The organism is Shigella sp. SIG6 (assembly GCF_053555815.1).
Genome location: NZ_JBQZXC010000267.1, coordinates 1 through 1,157, shown reverse-complemented (window position 1 = coordinate 1,157; position 1,157 = coordinate 1). Strand labels below are relative to the sequence as shown.

The 1,157-nt window shown below is 47.8% G+C and carries 2 protein-coding genes; both read right to left on the bottom strand.

Features of this window, described 5'->3' with window-relative positions; genetic code table 11:
* Window positions 1-101 precede the first annotated feature (101 nt).
* Window positions 102-791, bottom strand: coding sequence for a bacteriophage antitermination protein Q (locus tag ACUU1M_RS20230; RefSeq protein ID WP_001064884.1), 690 nt, complete (start codon window positions 789-791; stop codon window positions 102-104).
* Entirely contained in the window at window positions 788-1,147 is a 360-nt protein-coding gene (locus tag ACUU1M_RS20225; protein ID WP_001215517.1) for a RusA family crossover junction endodeoxyribonuclease, read from the bottom strand. Before ACUU1M_RS20225 ends, ACUU1M_RS20230 begins: the two co-directional genes overlap by 4 nt.
* Window positions 1,148-1,157: the final 10 nt, after the last annotated feature.

Here is a 1,157-nt window from a genome sequence, read left to right as displayed (position 1 = left end):
ATTTTTCAGGCATAAAAAAACCGCTCGGCGGCGGGTTTTGCTTACTTTGCCATCGCGTACAAAATCGGCAAAGTATCAGATTTGCATGAAATATATGCCTTTTAATCTACTTTTGCAATACTTTGCTTTGAAAATGCCGCTTTTTGTTCTGAACGTGTTCTCATCACAAACAATAAAGCCTCACTATCCAGTCGGTGAAAAATGTGTTTCATTACAACCCAGTGACCAGTAAATGTTTTGGACCAGTTTTTGGTTGTTACTCCCGCCAGTAATGCCAGCTCCTGATATTCATAACCTTCCCCACCAAAAAGTTCTGCTTTTACCGCCTGCGCCGCCAGCCAGATTAATTTTTTCAGGCGTTCCTGTGTTTTCTCTGCAATTTTCCTAGTGCCAGAATGAGCCTTAAACTCTTCCCACGCCCAGTGGGTTATGGTGATCTGATACTCCCAGCAAATACTTCCGCTGTAACACCACAACAACCAGGCTTTATGGTGCTCTTCAAGAGACAGAACAGCCCGCCGCCACGATGATGTCGAAAACGCAACCTGACTGACCAGAGGAATTGACGCCCCCTTCGCCAGTGATTGTTTTCCCGGGATTGGTGGATTATCCCGCGTTATCATTTTTCCGGTCACCTCATCGCGGTACCGGATTTTTTTACGCCTGTAACGCCCTGTATCGAACATGGCATTCTCCTGCCAGGCTTCAAGCTGACCTTTTGTCGCCCCACTCAAATCAGCGGTGGCGATAATGAGCTGCTCACGAACAAACTGTAAATACTGGTTATTCATGCACACTCCAGCTCTGTGATTTTTATCCCCAACCGACCACCAGGAACAGGCAGTCCGCGCACAATATTGGTTTCATCAAACTGCTCGTCGTCGATAAGCAACCCCGCATGTGTCAGTGCATCCAGTGGTGCTTTCAGGATATTGTCCAGGTCACGACGCCGCTTATCCGGTGGCTCTGCAATAATCTTTATCGCCAGTCTTCCGGACAGGCTTAATTTCAGTCGCTGCTGACGGACAATAAGCGCCACATCCCGACGATAACGCTCACCGGCTTTTGATACAAAATATGTGCTGCCACGACGTCGCCAGTAAGTATTCACCGTCGGCGGATAAGGTAAAATAAACTCATGGCGCATCAGCGCAGCA

What these genes read in the sequence shown, in the direction of transcription:
- ACUU1M_RS20230 (WP_001064884.1), bottom strand. Translation starts at nt 791, where the DNA reads ATGAATAACCAGTATTTACAGTTTGTTCGTGAGCAGCTCATTATCGCC.
- ACUU1M_RS20225 (WP_001215517.1), bottom strand. Translation starts at nt 1,147, where the DNA reads ATGCGCCATGAGTTTATTTTACCTTATCCGCCGACGGTGAATACTTAC.